This window comes from Aquirufa esocilacus, from assembly GCF_042715595.1.
In the GTDB taxonomy this organism is placed as follows: Bacteria; Bacteroidota; Bacteroidia; order Cytophagales; family Spirosomataceae; genus Aquirufa; species Aquirufa esocilacus.
In genome coordinates this window covers 580,580-597,895 of record NZ_JBBKXX010000002.1, presented here as the reverse complement: position 1 = coordinate 597,895, position 17,316 = coordinate 580,580, and the positions used below count along the sequence as shown (strand labels likewise).

The following is a 17,316-nucleotide window of genomic DNA, read 5'->3' as shown; positions in this document are numbered from 1 at the left end:
TGCGGGCTTAGTCATCGCTTCGCGATTTAGTCATTCCTACTGCGTAGGAGTCATCGCTACGCGATCTAGTCGTCCCTGCGGGACTTAGTCGCGACTGCGTCGCTTAGTCCGAAGGGGTCCTAAGGTGCTCCCTGGGCACAAATAGGTTAAAATACTTTCAATTTATAAATGGCATTTTCACGTTTTGACACATTCTGTCAATACCTGGAAATGCCGTTTTTGCTTTCGGACTTTATTTCACACTTTTTTGGGTTTGGGAGCCGGAGAGGCAGATTACACAAATCACACTACACGATTCGCCGTAGGCGATTCCATATTTGTGCTTTATGCTCTATGCTTTGATTCGAAGAATCTAAAATGCTTTCAATTAAAATAAAAAAAGCCCAGCAAAAATGCTGGGCCGTTTTTATTTTTCAATCTGCTGATTCTCCTGATCGACAATCACAAAGATGTCCTCTTTGGGTCGCTTCATGAAGTATTTCTCGCGAGCGTATTTTTCTAACAACGCTGGATTGCCCATCACGGCAGCACGTTCCTGTTTCAGCTCTTTTAATTTGTGCCGATAGTAATCGTGTTCTGCTTTCAGGTCTGCCAATTCGGTGTAGAGTCTATATTGGACCGAAAGATCGTTTGTATCTAATACGAACATCCAAACCAACAAAACGGAGGTGGAGACATAATAGAAACGATTTGGCCCTAAAAATAGACTACGAACGCGTTCTAGCATAGAATTAGAAATTCAAACCTGGGAAATATGCGTTAGCACCTAATTCCTCCTCAATGCGAAGCAATTGGTTGTATTTAGCCATACGGTCAGAACGAGACGCAGAACCAGTTTTGATTTGGCCTGTGTTCAATGCTACTGCTAAGTCAGCGATCGTAGCATCTTCAGTCTCTCCCGAACGGTGTGACATGATGTTTTTGTATGAATTGCGTTTCGCTAAGTTCACCGTATCGATTGTTTCTGTTAATGAACCGATTTGGTTTACTTTTACTAAAACTGCGTTTGCAACGCCTTTATCGATACCTTGTTGTAAACGCTTCACGTTCGTTACGAATAAATCGTCACCAACTAACTGGCATTTAGAACCGATCAATTTCGTTTGCTCAGCCCAACCTGCCCAATCGTCTTCAGCCATACCATCTTCAATCGAAATGATTGGGTATTTGTCAGCCCAAGTCTTCCAGTAAGCCGCCATCTCCATAGAGTTCAATTGCTTTCCGTCAGATTTTTTGAACGTATAAAGACCTGTTTTCTCATCATAGAATTCAGATGCAGCCGCATCCATTGCGATGAAGATCTCTTCGCCTGGCTTGTAACCTGCTTTTTCGATCGATTGCAATACGATTTCGATGGCCTCTTCGTTCGACTTGATGTTAGGTGCAAAACCACCTTCATCACCTACGTTAGTAGAATATCCTTTGGACTTCAACACACCTTTCAATGCGTGGAAAACCTCCGTACCCATACGTAAAGCGTGAGAGAATGACTCCGCTTTCGCTGGCATTACCATGAATTCTTGGAAGTCAATCGAGTTATCCGCGTGAGAACCACCGTTTAAGATGTTCATCATCGGAACTGGTAACGTGTTTGCGTTAACGCCACCGATGTAACGGTATAAAGATAAACCTGCTTCTTGAGCTGCTGCTTTCGCAACTGCCATCGAAACACCTAGGATCGCGTTAGCGCCTAATTTGCTTTTGTTAGGAGTTCCGTCTAATTCGATCATGATGTTATCGATCATGTTTTGCTCAGACACTTCTAAACCCCAAAGTTCTTCAGCAATCGCCGTATTTACGTTCTCAACTGCTTTTAAAACACCTTTTCCTACGTAAACTGATTTGTCTTCGTCACGAAGTTCAACTGCCTCGTGGATACCTGTAGAAGCTCCAGATGGAACTGCTGCACGTCCAAAAGCACCGTCTTCCGTCTTGATATCCACCTCAATCGTTGGATTTCCACGTGAATCTAAAATTTGTCTTGCGTGTACATACTGTATTGCACTCATCGTATAATATTTATTTTGATTAAAGAATTACTTATTATTGGCTAAATTGCCTTGCAAAATAACGTAAATTTTGCCTAAAATCCGTATTAAAATCATGAAAATTCGCATCGCCTATCTGTCATTGATTTTTGTTTCACTACTGAATCTCAACGCGTTCGCCCAAAATGTGGACGTGGATACCTTCGAAAAGAAGATCAAAGAGATGCCTAACGCTTATTTATTGGATGTCCGTACATCAGGGGAATTTGGAGGAGGACATTTGCCAAAGGCGATGAACATCGACTTTCGTTCCCCAGATTTCAGCGCCAAGGTCGCGCAGCTTTCAAAAGATAAACCGGTCTTAATCTATTGTCTTTCGGGCGGACGTTCGGCACAAGCGGCGGAGCAAATGCGCGCAGCTGGTTTTCAAGTAACGGAAATGAAAGGGGGCTATTTGAAATGGACGACTCGTCTGAAGCCTTTAGAGGGAGTACCCGATGTGAAGCATGACGCGGCTTGGAATTTGGCCGACTTCAAAAAAGAAATCGCTTCATCTGATGCTGTTGTGGTCGATTTTTATGCCAAGTGGTGTGCACCCTGCCTGAAAATGATGCCCATCGTCGATAAATTAGCCGAAGAATTCAAAGGCAAAGTTACCGTACTTAAAGTCGAAGCGGACGGCAACCAGGCCATCATGCAAGCCTACGGAATAGACGAAATCCCGAGTTTTATTGTCTTCTCCAAAGGGGAGTTGATCACTAAAACATCGGGATTCCGGGAAGAGGCCGCGTTAAAAGAACTTTTTACTGCGACCAAGAAGTAGGCTGACGCTCCCAACGGTGCGCACGTAACTCCTCTACTAATTCTGTTGATAAACCATTGCCATCTGAAGTGGCAGTATTACTTTCCACGTGTTTGATCTTACGCATACCTGGAATGATCGTACCCACATCCGGGTTAGAAAGAATGAAACGCAAGGCCATTTCAGGCAAATCCATTCCTTCTGGGAGCATTGGTTTCAACGCATTCGCGTGATCCACACTCGAAATCAGATTTTCTGGAACGAAATAAGTAGAACGCCAATCATTCTCTGGGAATGTCGTTTCATACGTCATCAAACCCGTTAAACTGCCCTCATCAAAAGGAACACGTGCGATTACTCCCACGTCTAATTTCTTACATAGCGGGAATAATTGGTCTTCCGGGTTTTGGTCAAAAATATTGTAAATCACCTGCACCGAAGAAATCAATCCAGTTTCTAAGGTCTGCAAGCAATTGTTTGGCTCCCAACGGTTCACCGAAACTCCCCAGTGAGCCACCTTACCTTCTTTAGTCAATTTCTCCACCGCCATTTTCCACTCATCGCGATCCGCCCACGCATCTTCCCACACGTGAAACTGTTGCAAATCTATTTGCTCCACCTTCAGATTGCGGAGACTTTTCTCTGTGTATTCCACGATGTGATCAGCCGGGAAACAGTCTTCTATTTTAAAATGAGACTTGGATGGCCAGGTAAAGTTTTTGGGCGGAATCTTCGTCGCAGCATATAAGGTGGTTTCTTTATGACGTCTCAAAAGACCTCCCAAGATTTCCTCACTCTTACCCTCAGCGTAACCCCAAGCTGTATCAAAAAAATTACAGCCAAGCTCGACCGAACGGTCTAAAGATTTATTGACCTCCTCAATATCAGATCCGGTCCAGCCGGCTAATCCCCACATGCCATACCCCACTTCACTCACTTGCCAGTTCGTCCGGCCAAATCGTCTTGTTTTCATAGTTTAAATTATTGTGCTCGAAAATAGCTAAAATAAATTTATTCACTGTGCCGAATACTACGTGAAAGGGCAAATAATTTTAGTGTTTTAGGTCATTCAATAGAATTATTTCATTCAAATATATATGTAAACTATCATTTATCTACCGGTTAATAAACGATTAGAATACAATAATAGTCAATAACGCAAATAACCTAATTATTATCCCTATCTGCAGGCAGAGGCCGTAAATTTGTTGCACCATCTGTTCAAACCTATGACTGTAAATATTAAAAAAGAACAAAGCTGCACTTTAACATTAGGCGACCAGGACGTTTGTGTTAAAGACATCGTCAGATTAGAGGGAGAGGGAAATTATTCAAAATTCTACATGAACGATGGTAGCAAAATTGTATCATGCCGCACGCTCAAGTATTTCGAACCATTCCTATTAGAGCGGGGTTTCATTCGCCCATCGAAGTCCGCGATTGTTAACATGAATGCCATCCAAACAATTGATTTTAATATCCAAAAAAGCATCCGCTTAATCAATGATTGTCAAGTAGCCATCTCGCGTAGACAAATCAAACCATTGAAAGATTTGATGAAAGCAATGGCTTAGCTGCTTCGCAGCAGTCGCTTCGCTAAGTCGATGCTTCGCATCTTAGTCGTCACTGTGTGACTTAGTCAAATAGTCGCCTGCGGCTTAGTCGATGCTTCGCATCTTAGTCGCGACTGCGTCGCTTAGTCATCGCTTCGCGATTTAGTCAAAAATTGACTTCAGGCGACCTAAACACTATATAGGTAAAATAACATCGAAGTACTCAGAGGCGTTTTCAGGTATTGACAGAATGTGTCAATACGCGAAAATGCCATTTAGTGCATTGAAAGTATTTCAACCCATTTGTGCCATTGGAGCACCTCAGGGCTATATCGGACTTATTTCCTACGGACTGAGCGACGCAGTCGCGACCAAGGCGCAACGCGCCGACTAAGCGAAGCGTCATGACTAAACGACATCGCTGCGCAGCAGTGCCGACTAAATCGGGTAGCGATGACTAAGTCACGAAGTGACGACTTCGCCTACACGGCGATATGCACCAACTTCTTTGTCTCAAAAAAGTCTTCCTTGAAGTTTTTGGAAAGATGATATACCTTATGTTTCCGCCCAAATTCCTGTAATTCTTCCTGCAAATCTCCTCCTTTAAGGCAAAGCAAGCCATTCTGTACGTCGTGGTAGCTGTTTAAGCTAATCTTATTCTTAACCCAACCAAAGAATGGCAGCAAGCGAGTAACCGCTCTAGAAACGACAAATTCAAACTCGCCGTCCACGTCTTCGGCGCGACCGTGCGTTGCTTGTACGTTTTTTAAACCCAACGCATCAGCGACGCCTTGAACCACTTTGATCTTCTTCCCAATACTATCGACTAAGTGGAAGTTCACTTCTGGGAATAGGATCGCCAATGGAATACCCGGAAAACCACCGCCCGTACCCACATCCAAGATTTCTGTCCCTGGCTTGAAATCAACAAATTTTGCAATGGCTAACGAATGTAGAACGTGATGCAACATCAAATTATCAATGTCTTTGCGGGAAATGACATTGATCTTTTCATTCCATTCCGCATAGAGAGGGGACAATTGCTCAAATTGAGCCAATTGTTGCTCTGTGATAGAGGGGAAATACTGTTTAATGATGGCTGCTTTCATGTTAACGTTTTTTTCGTCTCGCTTTCTTGGATTCAGAAAGCAATTTTTTCGCCTCTGTATACTGTGGAGACTTCTTCTCCGCATGTTCTAATACTTCTTTGCAGTAATCCACTGCTTGATCATAATTCTGCTGCTGGTAGGATATCCGGGCCAAACCAAGTAAAGAGGCCCAATAATAGCCGGAGTCGGTTGCGTCTGTCGCTTTGGTAAAAGCCATGCACTGCTTGAAATAATTCGCGGCTTCGGCGTGATTTCGGTAGACATACAGGGCGTAATAGCCTAAAATATAACTAGCATAGCGCCCCGAAGTGCCCTCGTAGCCTACTTGATGTTGCTCAATTCGGCGCAAAATTTCTTTCGACAAAGAAGAGGCTTCCTCTACATTACCATTCATGTACGCAGCACGCGCATAATAACGATGGAAGTAGGGGTTGTCAGGAAAGGTTTCGGAAGTATATTTCGCCATGCCATAGGCCTTTTCATTCATATTTTCCATGCCATAAATCTGCAATAGGAAATAGCGGGCTTCGGTCCGGGTATAAAATGCTTGGTAGGAAACCTTTTCGAGTTGGGCAATGCCTTGGGTTTTATCTGCCTTAGGGAATAGCCACAAAACGGGTCGTAGTAAGGGGAAGTTCTGCTTGATAAAGAAGTAATAATAGTTGTAGAGGCCATCGCCAAACATCAATTCAGGGCTAAAATCAGCAAAATTTCGAGAGTATTCAAGGTACTTTAAGGCATTTTTGGCGGCCAAAGTGGCGCGGGTCCAATGTTTACGCTCAGCGTGTAAACGTCCTTTGAAAGCGTAGGCGGCGGCCATGAAAAAGGCAGCCTCCGGGTTTTCAGTATCGTCGTAGATCTTTTCGGCCTTTTCGATACTCTTGTCCATGTACTCAATCAATCGATCATCGTAGACTTCGTTTTTCGTGTTAGGCACGATTTTCCACCATTGCATAAGGCCTAATAAAAAATCAGGCAACGGATGCTCAGGGTACTTAATCTTTAAATAATTGAATTCACGTTCAGCTTCCGGAAAATGGAAGTTATACATTTGATTGATGGCCACGGTGGCCTCTGTCTGAACTTCGGTGGTCAGTAAAAGCATTCCTTTGGAACGCTCTTTCTCTGCCTCATCCGCCTTCTTCCACCATTGGGCATTCGAATTGAACGCAGGTAGAAGAAGGCCGAAAATACAGGCTATTACACTAAGATGATATCTCAATTTGATCTCCATTTTGGTTTAAGAATTTAAATTCTGTTATGCCAAATGAGGAATCTTCCATCACCGTAATCCAGGTCTTGTATTTCAAGAACCAGTTCATACGGATAGAAGGGAAGCCTTTTGTGAAGTAAGCACTCAAGAATGGGTGTACCAAAATGGTCAATTTCTTCTCGTTTTGCTTAGTCAACAAATGCTCCAAATGCTGTTCAACAATGTCCGAAACCGCAATACTCGCCGTAATACTTCCTGTTCCGCCGCAGCTAGGACAAGTTTCATGCGTAGCTACGTTCATCTCTGGACGCACACGCTGACGGGTAATTTGCATCAGGCCAAACTTCGTCAACGGCAAGATGGTGTATTTAGAACGATCCCCGCGCATTTCGTCGCGCATAATGTCCTGAATTAACTTGCGGTTATCTGCTTTCTTCATATCGATGAAGTCGATCACGATAATACCGCCCATGTCGCGTAAACGCAATTGGCGAGCTACTTCTTTCGCAGCTTCTCGGTTCACGCTTAAAGCCGTTGCCTCTTGATCTTCCTCTGAATTCGATTTATTTCCCGAATTCACATCAATCACGTGCAAAGCTTCCGTGTGCTCCACGATTAAATAACCTCCACCAGGTAAGGAAACCGAACGGCCAAAAAGCATTTTCAATTGCTTTTCAATGCCCAATTGCTCGAATAACTTGGTTTTACTTTGGTGTAACTTAACAATCTTCTCCTTTTCTGGAGCGACATTGTGTACATAGCCTTTTGCCTCATTGTACAATTCTGGTGTATCAACGATGACATTATCGAAATCATTGTTCAAGAGGTCACGTAACATCGAAGTTGCGCGGCTCATTTCACCAATAATGCGATCTCCAGCTTTCGCATCGACTAATTTCACTAAACCCTCTTCCCATTTCGCAATGGAATCTTTTAGGTCGCGTTCCATTTCTTCCACCGCTTTCCCCTCTGCCACTGTACGCACGATCACACCGTAATTTTTCGGCTTAATCGAAGTCATTAACTTTTGAAGGCGATTGCGTTCTGCTTTGGACGTGATTTTCTTAGAGATATTCACGCCATTCGAGAATGGAACTAAAACAAGGAAACGGCCTGCGATGGAAATATCGCAAGATAAACGAGGGCCCTTAGTTGAAATAGGCTCTTTAACGACTTGAACTAAAGCTAAATGTCCCTTTTGAACCGCTTTCTCGATTTTCCCTAATTTATCAATTTCGGGTTCAAGCTTGAAGTTCTCTAAACGGATAACTTTGTTTTTCTTCGTCATTACCTCCCGCGTAAACTTCTGCAAGGTGGGTAAATTAGGGCCAAGGTCATGGTAATGCAAGAATGCATCTTTCTCATAACCAATGTCAATAAAAGCGGCGTTCAGTCCTGAAACTAGTTTTTTAACCGTTCCGAGGTAAATATCCCCTACAGAAAACTGAGGTTCAGACTGTTCAATATGGTACTCTACTATCCTTTTGTCATGCAAAAGGGCGATCCGATCCCCCTTGGGAGTCGAATTAATGATTAATTCATTGCTCACAATTTATGTCGAGAAGAAGGGTACAAGGCCTTTCGGCCTATATAGTCTAAATATACAGGAAATTAAACACCAAAAACAGGCCATTTCGAAAAATGCCTGTTCCTGGGTTACCTAAATACAAATCCCAAAATGGAAAATGGATTTATGAAGACTATTTCTTCTTGTGACGATTCTTGCGAAGACGCTTCTTTCTTTTGTGAGTAGAGATCTTGTGACGTTTTCTTTTTTTACCGCAAGGCATAATGTTAAGAATTAATGTGTTAAATACTTTACGAGATTGACTTTCAACCTCAATGCTCCTGCATTTCTGCAAGCAACTCTTTCGCGGCTTTCTGCTCTTCTGCCTCCTTAGATTGCTCTAAAACACGCTTCAGTACTTTCTCAGCCTCTTCTTTTTTATCTAACTGGGCTAAACAAAAACCGAGATTTAACGCGGCTTTGTGGTTATTCGGCTCCAGCTTCAATATCTGGGTGAATCGTTCTTGGCCTTTGCCAAACTGATTCGATTTAATCGATAATATCCCTAAATTAAACAGCGCTGGCACAAACGTGGGCTCTTGTTCAATCACTTCGCGAAGTAGCGTAATGCCTTTCATCGGAGTGGGTGTATCTACGTAGGTCATCGCCATGTTCGATTTCACCAGCAAGTTGTTCGGGTCGATCGCTAATGCTTTCGAGAAGTACAATCTCGCTTTTTCTCCCATTTTACCGCCTTTCTGTGCATTCAAAGCATACGTTTGTGCTTCAAAAAACAGCTGACCGGCACGCAAAACGTTCGTCAAACTGGGATGCTGATCCGCATAATTCGCTGCAAAAACCGCAGCAGAATCATAATGACTCGCATTCATAAAAGCCCGCATCAAATTCTCTAAGGCTTTCACCTGTGAGTCATCCGTCTTAGCAGCAGCAAAAGCGGATTTCAATGCAGAAATCTCTTTAAGCTGCGCTGGAGTCAAAGGAGCAGCATGCTCTTCTTTCTCTGCGACTTTTTCCGTCTTTTCGCTTCCCGCGTCTCGGTTAGCGCCCCCCGGAGGAGTATTTTGTGTCTTTCCCGCCACATTACCTTTCGGTAAAGAGTACAATAGGGTGGTTATCCCTAGGCCTACCAGAAGAATGATCAAAAGGTTTTTTTTCATTATTCTAGACCCTTTTTAGCTCGAAAGCTTATTTAGTGGGGTCAGTACTCGTTTTTACTTGCTCTACAAATACTTTCGCTGGCTTAAAGCTAGGCACATAATGTGCGTCGATCGTAATCGCCGTATTCTTAGAAATGTTGCGAGCGATCTTCTGCGCGCGTTTTTTGTTGATGAAGCTACCAAAACCACGAACATAAATATTCTCTTGGTTTGCTAGGTTGTTTTTAACTACTTCGAAAAATGACTCTAACGTTTCCGATACATCTTTCTTATCAATCCCTGTTTTGCTGGCAATCTCAGCAATTACATCTGCCTTAGTCACGTTTTATAAATTTATTAAATGATGATTCTTAGGTAATTACAATTTCCCCTCTGTAAAAGGGACACAAAAGTAACGTTTTTCTCTCAATTCTCTAAAAATTCTTTCGAAATCGGGGTGATTTTTTTCGTAAATTTGATTTTATCCATGCAAAAAAGCCCTTTACATCCTTTTTCGGCTACAATTATGGCCTGGTACGCGGAACACCAGCGCGAGCTACCGTGGCGGCAAACGAGGGATCCTTACGCGATTTGGCTGTCCGAAATTATCTTGCAACAGACCCGCGTAGCGCAAGGATTACCTTATTATGAGCGATTACTCGCCGCATTCCCTACGGTTCGCGATTTAGCTGAGGCGCCAGAAGCCAATTTGCTTCGTTTGTGGCAAGGCTTAGGTTATTATTCCCGGGCACGGAATCTCCAAAAAGCTGCGCAGATGATCATGCGCGACTTTGCAGGGGTATTTCCACAAACCTATGACGAAATCATTCGCTTGCCTGGCGTAGGGCCCTATACGGCAGCTGCGATTGCCTCTTTTGCTTTTAATGAGGCCAAAGCCGTCGTGGACGGCAATGTTTTTCGGGTTTTATCTCGTGTATTCGCCGTGGAAACGGACATTGCTTCTTCTGCTGCTCGTGGTATTTTCACCGAACTGGCTCAGTCTTTGATTCCGGCTTCTGATCCAGCAGGATTTAATCAGGCGATCATGGAGTTTGGGGCCTTGCAATGTACGCCATCGCCGGATTGTTCTGTATGTCCTTTAGCTATTTTTTGTCAGTCAAATTTGACGAAAACAGTCGCTAATTTTCCTGTTAAATCGAAAAAGACCCAGGTCAAAGCCATACAAATGGACTACCTGATCATCGAACAAAAAGGTCATCTTTTAGTGCGAGAGCGCGTTGGAAATGGCATTTGGAAAGGTTTATGGGAGTTTTATTTACTCGAAGATCAGGCGGATTGGCTACCTTTTTCGCGGCAGGCATTGAAGTCCCCGCCCGTGCATCTTTTAAGTCACCGAAAAATTACCTGCGATGCTTGGTATGTTCAAGTTCCTGATAATTTTGCCTTAGCGATTCCGGAAGGATACGTCTGGATGAGCCCCTCAGACTTCGAGAGCAAAGGAAAATCAGTTTTGCTTTTGAACCTGATAACTGATAATTTAGAATGTCCTATTTTACAAGACATTTCGCCCACGTACCTTTAGACAATGCAAGGAGTCTTGCAGAGCTAACCCTTTAAACGACAAATCATTATGGCTGGAGTAAACAAAGTTATTTTACTAGGAAATTTAGGTGCTGACCCAGAGGTTCGCGCACTTCCTAGCGGTGTAAAAGTGGCAAACATTAACATTGCGACCTCTGAGTCGTATACCGGAAAGGATGGACAACGAGTAGACCAAACTGAATGGCACCGCGTAGAGCTTTGGGACAACCTAGCGAATATCGCTGAGCAATACTTAAAGAAAGGAAATCAAGTCTATATCGAGGGGAAAATTCGGTCTGAGGAGTGGCAAGATAAAAATGGGGCTAACGTACGTGGTTACAAAGTACGTGCCACATCGATGAATTTAATCGGGGGCCGCAATGAAGGCGCACCAGCGTCCACTCCAACAGCGGAAAGACCTAAGCCAGAAGCCGTGTTAGCAGGGTCGCCGAAGTCAGATCCATTTCCGCCAATGATGGAGGAAGGGGATGATCTACCATTTTAAATTTTTGTTACAAAAAAGGGGATATCGCATTTCGTATTCCCTTTTTTGTAAATTTGTGTCGATCAGTTCACCCAAATTATGGACCCAGACCCCTTACCCAATCTCTTTTTACTCGCCTTGGAGCCCTCCATTAGTGTGAGTTCAATTGCGCTTATTTCATTCATTTTAGTGGCTCTATTGTTTCTATCCGCTGTTTTAGCCGGATCAGAAGTGGCATTCTTTTCATTGAACGCAGACCAACGCATTAGCCTACGAGAAAGTGAAGTAAGTTCAGAGAAAAAGGTCAGCCAATTACTCGATAAACCACAACAATTACTCGCTACTTTGTTGATTTCCATCAACTTTGTGAATATTATTTTCATTACGTTAGCGAATTATTTGACCGCTCAGATACTAGGTGGGCAGTCGATGGACACCTTGCTCGTAACCTTGTTTTTGTTGTTTGGCGTAACGTTTATTATTACGTTTTTCGGGGAATTAATTCCCAAAGTATGGGCGCAACAGAATAACCTGAACTTTGCCCGTTATTCCGCTCCGTTGATTAGCTTCTTGAACTTTGTGTTTTTACCCTTATCCAAGGCCCTCTTAGGCATTTCTGGATTGATTGAGAAGCGCGTGAAGAAGAAATCGTACACACTGACTTCACAGGAATTGAATCAGGCCTTGGAAATTACCACGGATGAGAACACAAGTGATCGGGAGAAAGACATTTTGCGAGGAATTCTGAATTTTGGGAATATCTCTGTGAAATCTGTCATGCAAGCGCGCCGGGAGATTGTTGCATTCGATACGGATATGAATTTCCACGAACTGATGGACCTCATCAATAAGAATGGCTACTCGCGTGTACCAGTTTATCATGAGACGATCGATAAGATTGAGGGGATTTTGTATATCAAAGACTTGCTGAAGCATATCGATCAAGACGAGAAATTCGATTGGTTGCCCCTTTTGCACAGCCCATTCTTTGTGCCGGAGAATAAGAAGATTGATGACTTATTATACGATTTCCAAGAGAAGAGGGTTCACATGGCCATCATTGTGAATGAATATGGGGAAACCGAAGGCTTAGTGACAATGGAAGATATCATCGAAGAGATTGTGGGGGAAATCAATGATGAGTTCGATGAGGTAGAAGCGGATTATAAGAAAATAGCAGACAATATTTATGTGTTCGAGGCGAAAACCTCGTTGAATGATTTCTGTCGCGTTTTTGAGATCGAATCAGCGTATTTCGAGAAAGCCAAAGGCGAAAGTGAAACGTTAGCCGGCTTGATAATCGAACTTTTTGGTCGGATTCCAAGTGCCGGAGAGGAAATCGAATTCGAAGATTTCACGTTCAAAGTTCAATCCGTCGATACACGCCGCATTAAGAAAGTGCGCGTTACGCAACGTATCGCAGCAGATCAAGACGATTCCCAGAATTAAGCCATACTAGGTAACAATCATTAGCTTCGCGAAGCTCAACAGGAGCGTCTTCTCGCCTACTCCTTTTTCAAAATCAATCACCGCCTTACGTTCAGCTCCATTTACATCGATTCTTTTGATGAGGCCGAACCCGAATTTAGCATGTTCGACTTTTTGGCCAGCTGCTAACGCTAATGCATCTGTGGCTTGGAAGTTTGCTGAAACTACATGTTGGTAATTCGTATTCGTCGTAGGTTTTTGGATCAATTGCGCTGCCGACGGAGCCGGTTTCGCAGTGAAACCCGTCTTTTGTACAGGACGGAAACTAGAAACTTCTTTGCGAGCGCCAGCGGGTTTCGCCATCTTCACGAAATTAGGATCCAATTCGTTTAAGAAACGACTCGGTTCGCAGGCTTTCAAACGACCAAACTGGTAACGCGATTCCGCGTAGGAAATCATCAACTTTTTCTCTGCTCTGGTGACCGCAACGTAAAACAAACGGCGCTCCTCTTCGAGGTCCTGCTGGGATTGTAACATCATTTGGGAGGGGAACAAATCCTCCTCTAAACCCACTAAGAAGACGCGATTGAATTCCAGACCCTTGGCCGAGTGAATCGTCATCAAGGTCACCTTATTTCGATCTGCCGGATCTTCGTCCGCATCGGCATTTGTTAACAACGAAACCGATTGCAAGAACGTCGCTAGCGATTTGTCCTCGTTTTCTGGATTGTCCACGAAGGACTTGATAGCATTCAGTAATTCCTGTAAGTTTTGGTAGCGCGCTAGGCCTTCTACCGTCTTGTCTTCGTATAATTCGCGTAACAAACCAGAAGCTTTCGCCACGTGGTTTGCTACTTCATAGGCATCCTTATGCTCGACCTCCACCATCAATTTGAATGACTTAATCAAATCTGAGAAAGCCTCGATTCCGGCGCTTCCACGAGCCGCCTGGAATTGAGAGATATTCGAAACCACGTCCCAAACTGGCACCTTATTCTCTGCTGCCGTCACCACGATTTTCGCGATGGTCGTGTCACCAATACCGCGCTTAGGCAAGTTGATGATGCGCTTAAAGGCCTCCTCATCGTTCTGATTCACCGTAAAACGCAAATAACCAAGCACGTCTTTGATCTCCTTGCGTTGGTAGAAAGAAACACCCCCGATAATGCGGTATTTGATGTTCAATCGACGTAAAGCCTCCTCAAAAGAGCGGGATTGCGCGTTCGTACGGTATAAAATGGCGAAGTCTGACCAGGTGAGATTCTCTTTTTGAGCGGCTTCGAAAATTGCAGAAGCAACCATTCGCCCCTCTTCAAACTCTGTAGGAGCGCGGATGATTTCGATATCATCACCATCCTCGTTTGAGGTGAAGACGTCTTTCTTTAATTGGTTTTTATTGCGAGAGATAATGGAATTCGCCACGGCTACGATGGCCTTCGTGGAACGGTAATTCTCCTCTAATTTAATGGTCACTAAATCCGAATAATCGCGTTCAAAGTTCAAGATATTCTGGATATCCGCACCGCGGAAAGCATAAATGGACTGGGCATCATCCCCCACCACACAGATGTTGCGGTTCACGGCAGATAGCTTCTTCGTAATCAAATACTGGGACACGTTCGTATCCTGAAACTCATCCACCATCACGTGCTTGAACTTGTGTTGGTATTTATTCAATACGTCCAAATGGTCCCGGAAGAGGATGTTTGTTTGGAACAATAAATCATCGAAATCCATCGCGTTTGCTGCGAAACAACGCGCACAATAGAGCTGGTATAATTCACCCATCGCAGGGATACGCGCTAGGCGATCTTCTTCTGCTAAAATGGAAGAACCATTGTATTGCGCCGGTCCAATCAAGCGGTTTTTTGCGTTAGAGATTCGGTTCAAGACCAAATTCACTTTGTACACTTTATCGTCTAAATTCTTCTCCTTGATCAGCGCACGGATCAGGGATTTTGAATCGTCTGTATCGTAAATAGAAAAATTCGAGGTGTAACCAAGGCGGGTGCCTTCGAAACGAAGAATTTTGGCAAAAATCGAGTGAAACGTACCCATCCAAATGTTCTTCGCCGCGTTCCCAATCACCGTTTCAATCCGATGACGCATCTCGCCCGCCGCCTTATTCGTAAAGGTCAACAGTAAGATCGCAAAAGGGTCCACCCCTGTCTCAATCAAATGCGCCGTACGGTAGGTCAGCACGCGGGTCTTTCCAGATCCGGCACCGGCGATGATCATCAAAGGACCATCAATATGTTCGACTGCTTTTCGTTGAGGCTCGTTCAGGCCAGCTAGGTAATCCATCTGTTTTGGGCTAATCAATTAGGGTTTCAAAAATACGAAATTTAGCCCGGATTTGCCCTATGAAATTAGACTTTGTAATATCTTTTTCGGGCGTCAAAAAAGTACAAAATCACCGCCCAAATCAGCACATAAATCAGCGCTCCAGCCAGCGAAGCGTTCATCTTATCCACAAAAAGCGGTTCGATTCCTTGTGAATAAATCCAAGATGTTAGGCCATCCTCGCCTATTTTAATCATTCCCAAAACCCGCGGGATGATTCCTGAAAAGAAAAACACCAACATCGGGTTCATCCCGAAGATCAAAACCGGTTTCCAATAACGATCCGCGAAAATCTCCGATTGAACCGTCACCTGCAAAACCGCGAGCAACAACAGATCCCAACCCGCCGCCACGAGCACATAAGAACTCGTCCACAAAGCCTTGTTGATCGGAAAATACCAACCCCAGATGGTACCAAGCACTAAGGCAAGGGCACCAACAGCAAACAAGACAGAAGCCTTCGGACTCATTCCCTCCGGACTCCCTCCCTTCGGACTAACCCCCTTCGGACTAACCCCCTCCGGACTCCCTCCCTCCGGACTAACCCCCTTCGGGCTCTCTTGCAAATACCTCCCCGCGAACAAACCCGCTAATCCCGTCGCTACCGCTGGCAACGTGCTGAGGATTCCCTCCGGATCCCAGGTTTCCGAAGTCGCCCAGAGATGACCCTCCAACAAGTAATTATCAAGCCAAGCCGCCAAGTTTTTATTCACCTCCAAATTCGCCGCACCGATACCCGGCACTTCGACGAAATACATCAAGGCCCAATAGCCCGTGAGACTAGCCAAAAATACTATGATCTGAACGCGCAATGAAGTGTATGCGTGCAATAAACTGACTAACAAATACACCACCGCAATCCGCTGCAAGACACCTGGAATGCGTACGTGTTCAAAATCGGTTAAGCCGGAAAAACATATACCAATCAGTAGCACAAAAGCGCCCACAGCCACCCAAAACTGCCTCCGAAAAGGATAATCGCCTAAAAAGGCCACCGTGGCGAGTGACATGGCGAGTAAGCGCGCAACCAAGGTAAAGTCGCCGGCTTGGATTTTGGAGAAAAAACTCAGCGACAAGCCTAATAAAAAGATCCGCAAGGCGCGTTTGCAACTCTTCAGCAATTGATCCTCCGAAGGCTTCGACAAGACCGTGGAAATTCCCACGATAAACAGAAAGGAAGGAAACACGAGATCCGTCAGCGTGTAGCCATGCCACTCCGCGTGTTCTAAAGGGGCATAAATGTGCCCCCAGTCACCCGGATTATTCACAATCGTCATCAAAATGACCGTGAGTCCGCGGAAAATGTCAATCGATAAAAGTCGTTTGTTCTCCATATTAGTGATGGCCCGCGTTTTTTTCGCCGGCCGGAATAGCAATAGTTAATTTGTTCTCCTTTGTAGGCAGCGGACAAGTCGCAAAAGGCGTGAACGCGCAAGGCGGGTTATAGGCCTTATTGAAGTCCAAAGTCACGGTTCCGTCCGGATTAAACCCTTTCGTATCCAAGAAACGGCCTCCGCCATAGGTAGATGTTTTATTCGTTACATCGCCAAAAACGACAAAGAAATCCTCCTTCGTCTCCCCCGGACCCGCCTCTAGGCGATAGGTCTTCCCGTCCACCTGAAACTCCAATAAACCCGGAGAATCCTCTTCATAAGCGCGACCGGTGACATCGATGATGGTGACTTTTTTACCGACGGTGGGAATGAATTTGGCGTTGATTTTCCATTTCGAATCTGCTGGGAAATGATCAATTCCGTGAAAAGCTTTCAGGTATTCCCCCTCCAAATCGCGCAAACGAATCGCGTATTTATCGCCGCGTTTGATGATAAACCAACGTAGCGATTGATGGCTAATGACCGTAGCTTTCCCCTCTGAGGTGAAGATGACCTGATTATTATACAATACTTGATTATTTTGTAGTATAACCTTGCCTAAGGAAGCCTCCGCGTGCGGGAAGACAAAATCATTTGACTCCGCTCCGCCAATGGTGTTATCGCCCTCTTTCAACCAAAACAAACCCGCAAGGTTTAACCAACCGGTTTCGGATTTGAGGCTGGCCTCTCTTTTGGCATAAAAACCGGAATAATCCTCCTGAGAACGCGCTGTGAACGCTAACATCGTGAGGCACAAAAATAGGGTCTTTTTCATAGCGGGATATTTGCCTAAAAATACTAAATTACCTTAGAAATA

General features: G+C 44.4%; 17 protein-coding genes. 6 read left to right on the top strand and 11 right to left on the bottom strand.

Features of this window, described 5'->3' with window-relative positions:
* Positions 1 to 406: 406 nt before the first annotated feature.
* Both SKC37_RS08000 and eno read right to left on the bottom strand, forming a co-directional pair.
* Positions 407 to 727 carry an FtsB family cell division protein gene (locus SKC37_RS08000; RefSeq protein ID WP_377980974.1) on the bottom strand — a complete coding sequence of 107 codons (321 nt, stop codon included), beginning with the start codon at positions 725 to 727 and terminating at the stop codon, positions 407 to 409.
* Positions 728 to 731: 4 nt separating this feature from the next.
* The gene (eno, locus tag SKC37_RS07995) at positions 732 to 2,009 is read right to left on the bottom strand and encodes a phosphopyruvate hydratase (protein WP_130922293.1); all 1,278 of its coding nucleotides are present in this window, start codon (positions 2,007 to 2,009) and stop codon (positions 732 to 734) included.
* Positions 2,010 to 2,103: 94 nt separating this feature from the next.
* Here eno and SKC37_RS07990 point away from each other — a divergent pair, with 94 nt between their 5' ends.
* On the top strand, positions 2,104 to 2,811 hold the full coding sequence (locus tag SKC37_RS07990; protein ID WP_377980973.1) for a thioredoxin domain-containing protein: 708 nt from the start codon (positions 2,104 to 2,106) through the stop codon (positions 2,809 to 2,811).
* Here the strand turns inward: SKC37_RS07990 and SKC37_RS07985 are convergent.
* Positions 2,792 to 3,763: an aldo/keto reductase gene (locus tag SKC37_RS07985; RefSeq protein WP_377980972.1), complete on the bottom strand. Its 972-nt coding sequence runs from the start codon at positions 3,761 to 3,763 to the stop codon at positions 2,792 to 2,794. The two genes, SKC37_RS07990 and SKC37_RS07985, sit on opposite strands and share 20 nt — an antisense overlap.
* A gap of 256 nt (positions 3,764 to 4,019) precedes the next feature.
* Between SKC37_RS07985 and SKC37_RS07980 the strand changes: the two genes are divergently transcribed.
* Positions 4,020 to 4,364: a LytR/AlgR family response regulator transcription factor gene (locus tag SKC37_RS07980; RefSeq protein WP_377980971.1), complete on the top strand. Its 345-nt coding sequence runs from the start codon at positions 4,020 to 4,022 to the stop codon at positions 4,362 to 4,364.
* 229 nt (positions 4,365 to 4,593) lie between these two features.
* Complete coding sequence (locus SKC37_RS07975; RefSeq protein WP_377980970.1) at positions 4,594 to 4,737, top strand: hypothetical protein; 144 nt, start codon at positions 4,594 to 4,596, stop codon at positions 4,735 to 4,737.
* Between the two features lie 88 nt (positions 4,738 to 4,825).
* On the opposite strand, the gene rsmG is transcribed toward SKC37_RS07975, so the two are convergent.
* The 5 genes from rsmG to SKC37_RS07950 form a co-directional block, all read right to left on the bottom strand.
* On the bottom strand, positions 4,826 to 5,452 hold the full coding sequence (gene rsmG, locus SKC37_RS07970) for a 16S rRNA (guanine(527)-N(7))-methyltransferase RsmG (protein ID WP_377980969.1): 627 nt from the start codon (positions 5,450 to 5,452) through the stop codon (positions 4,826 to 4,828).
* Between the two features lies 1 nt (position 5,453).
* Complete coding sequence (locus SKC37_RS07965; RefSeq protein ID WP_377980968.1) at positions 5,454 to 6,686, bottom strand: tetratricopeptide repeat protein; 1,233 nt, start codon at positions 6,684 to 6,686, stop codon at positions 5,454 to 5,456.
* Positions 6,658 to 8,214, bottom strand: a complete 1,557-nt coding sequence (locus SKC37_RS07960) for an Rne/Rng family ribonuclease (protein ID WP_377980967.1) — start codon at positions 8,212 to 8,214, stop codon at positions 6,658 to 6,660. The genes SKC37_RS07965 and SKC37_RS07960 overlap by 29 nt, the downstream gene beginning before the upstream one ends.
* A gap of 290 nt (positions 8,215 to 8,504) precedes the next feature.
* Complete coding sequence (locus SKC37_RS07955; protein WP_377980966.1) at positions 8,505 to 9,350, bottom strand: tetratricopeptide repeat protein; 846 nt, start codon at positions 9,348 to 9,350, stop codon at positions 8,505 to 8,507.
* Positions 9,351 to 9,378: 28 nt separating this feature from the next.
* Complete coding sequence (locus SKC37_RS07950; protein ID WP_130895757.1) at positions 9,379 to 9,672, bottom strand: HU family DNA-binding protein; 294 nt, start codon at positions 9,670 to 9,672, stop codon at positions 9,379 to 9,381.
* Between the two features lie 144 nt (positions 9,673 to 9,816).
* On the opposite strand from SKC37_RS07950, the gene mutY reads away from it, so the two are divergent.
* From mutY to gldE, 3 genes are all read left to right on the top strand, one after another.
* A complete protein-coding gene (gene mutY / locus SKC37_RS07945; RefSeq protein WP_377980965.1) occupies positions 9,817 to 10,872 on the top strand; it encodes an A/G-specific adenine glycosylase in 1,056 nt (351 codons plus the stop codon).
* A gap of 48 nt (positions 10,873 to 10,920) precedes the next feature.
* A complete protein-coding gene (locus SKC37_RS07940) occupies positions 10,921 to 11,376 on the top strand; it encodes a single-stranded DNA-binding protein (RefSeq protein ID WP_377980964.1) in 456 nt (151 codons plus the stop codon).
* Positions 11,377 to 11,454: 78 nt separating this feature from the next.
* A complete protein-coding gene (gene gldE, locus SKC37_RS07935) occupies positions 11,455 to 12,804 on the top strand; it encodes a gliding motility-associated protein GldE (RefSeq protein WP_377980963.1) in 1,350 nt (449 codons plus the stop codon).
* A gap of 6 nt (positions 12,805 to 12,810) precedes the next feature.
* On the opposite strand, the gene SKC37_RS07930 is transcribed toward gldE, so the two are convergent.
* The 3 genes from SKC37_RS07930 to SKC37_RS07920 form a co-directional block, all read right to left on the bottom strand.
* On the bottom strand, positions 12,811 to 15,087 hold the full coding sequence (locus tag SKC37_RS07930) for an ATP-dependent helicase (RefSeq protein WP_377980962.1): 2,277 nt from the start codon (positions 15,085 to 15,087) through the stop codon (positions 12,811 to 12,813).
* Positions 15,088 to 15,152: 65 nt separating this feature from the next.
* Entirely contained in the window at positions 15,153 to 16,460 is a 1,308-nt protein-coding gene (locus SKC37_RS07925) for an acyltransferase family protein (RefSeq protein ID WP_377980961.1), read from the bottom strand.
* A 1-nt stretch (position 16,461) separates the two neighbouring features.
* On the bottom strand, positions 16,462 to 17,274 hold the full coding sequence (locus SKC37_RS07920) for a DUF1684 domain-containing protein (RefSeq protein WP_377980960.1): 813 nt from the start codon (positions 17,272 to 17,274) through the stop codon (positions 16,462 to 16,464).
* Positions 17,275 to 17,316 lie beyond the last annotated feature (42 nt).

Excerpts from the sequence above, each read along its gene's own strand:
- SKC37_RS08000 (WP_377980974.1), bottom strand. The coding sequence starts at position 727 with ATGCTAGAACGCGTTCGTAGTCTATTTTTAGGGCCAAATCGTTTCTAT.
- eno (WP_130922293.1), bottom strand. The coding sequence starts at position 2,009 with ATGAGTGCAATACAGTATGTACACGCAAGACAAATTTTAGATTCACGT.
- SKC37_RS07990 (WP_377980973.1), top strand. The coding sequence starts at position 2,104 with ATGAAAATTCGCATCGCCTATCTGTCATTGATTTTTGTTTCACTACTG.
- SKC37_RS07985 (WP_377980972.1), bottom strand. The coding sequence starts at position 3,763 with ATGAAAACAAGACGATTTGGCCGGACGAACTGGCAAGTGAGTGAAGTG.
- SKC37_RS07980 (WP_377980971.1), top strand. The coding sequence starts at position 4,020 with ATGACTGTAAATATTAAAAAAGAACAAAGCTGCACTTTAACATTAGGC.
- SKC37_RS07975 (WP_377980970.1), top strand. The coding sequence starts at position 4,594 with ATGTGTCAATACGCGAAAATGCCATTTAGTGCATTGAAAGTATTTCAA.
- rsmG (WP_377980969.1), bottom strand. The coding sequence starts at position 5,452 with ATGAAAGCAGCCATCATTAAACAGTATTTCCCCTCTATCACAGAGCAA.
- SKC37_RS07965 (WP_377980968.1), bottom strand. The coding sequence starts at position 6,686 with ATGGAGATCAAATTGAGATATCATCTTAGTGTAATAGCCTGTATTTTC.
- SKC37_RS07955 (WP_377980966.1), bottom strand. The coding sequence starts at position 9,350 with ATGAAAAAAAACCTTTTGATCATTCTTCTGGTAGGCCTAGGGATAACC.
- mutY (WP_377980965.1), top strand. The coding sequence starts at position 9,817 with ATGCAAAAAAGCCCTTTACATCCTTTTTCGGCTACAATTATGGCCTGG.
- SKC37_RS07940 (WP_377980964.1), top strand. The coding sequence starts at position 10,921 with ATGGCTGGAGTAAACAAAGTTATTTTACTAGGAAATTTAGGTGCTGAC.
- gldE (WP_377980963.1), top strand. The coding sequence starts at position 11,455 with ATGGACCCAGACCCCTTACCCAATCTCTTTTTACTCGCCTTGGAGCCC.
- SKC37_RS07930 (WP_377980962.1), bottom strand. The coding sequence starts at position 15,087 with ATGGATTACCTAGCTGGCCTGAACGAGCCTCAACGAAAAGCAGTCGAA.
- SKC37_RS07925 (WP_377980961.1), bottom strand. The coding sequence starts at position 16,460 with ATGGAGAACAAACGACTTTTATCGATTGACATTTTCCGCGGACTCACG.
- SKC37_RS07920 (WP_377980960.1), bottom strand. The coding sequence starts at position 17,274 with ATGAAAAAGACCCTATTTTTGTGCCTCACGATGTTAGCGTTCACAGCG.